This window comes from Bacillus sp. DNRA2 (genome assembly GCF_012843265.1).
Classification (GTDB): Bacteria; Bacillota; Bacilli; order Bacillales; family Cytobacillaceae; genus Bacillus_BU.
Genome location: NZ_JABAIT010000079.1, coordinates 1 through 687 on the forward strand (window position 1 = coordinate 1; position 687 = coordinate 687).

Consider the following 687-nt stretch of genomic DNA (forward strand, 5'->3'; position numbering starts at 1 on the left):
GAAGGCTGAGCTGTGATAGCGAGGGAAATATAGTACCGAAGTTCCTGATTCCACACTGCCAAGAAAAGCTTCTAGCGAGATAAAAGGTGCCCGTACCGCAAACCGACACAGGTAGGCGAGGAGAGAATCCTAAGGTGAGCGAGAGAACTCTCGTTAAGGAACTCGGCAAAATGACCCCGTAACTTCGGGAGAAGGGGTGCTCTTTTGGGTGTTAAAGCCTAGAAGAGCCGCAGTGAATAGGCCCAGGCGACTGTTTAGCAAAAACACAGGTCTCTGCAAAGCCGCAAGGCGAAGTATAGGGGCTGACGCCTGCCCGGTGCTGGAAGGTTAAGGGGAGAGGTTAGCGCAAGCGAAGCTTTGAACCGAAGCCCCAGTAAACGGCGGCCGTAACTATAACGGTCCTAAGGTAGCGAAATTCCTTGTCGGGTAAGTTCCGACCCGCACGAAAGGCGTAACGATCTGGGCACTGTCTCAACGAGAGACTCGGTGAAATTATAGTACCTGTGAAGATGCAGGTTACCCGCGACAGGACGGAAAGACCCCGTGGAGCTTTACTGTAGCCTGATATTGAATTTTGGTACAGCTTGTACAGGATAGGTAGGAGCCGTAGAAACCGGAGCGCCAGCTTCGGTGGAGGCATCGGTGGGATACTACCCTGGCTGTATTGAAATTCTAACCCATACCCCT

1 rRNA gene is annotated in these 687 nt (G+C 52.4%); it reads left to right on the plus strand.

Annotated features, from left to right (window positions below):
* Positions 1–687, plus strand: a 23S ribosomal RNA gene (locus HHO41_RS22025); the annotation flags it as partial.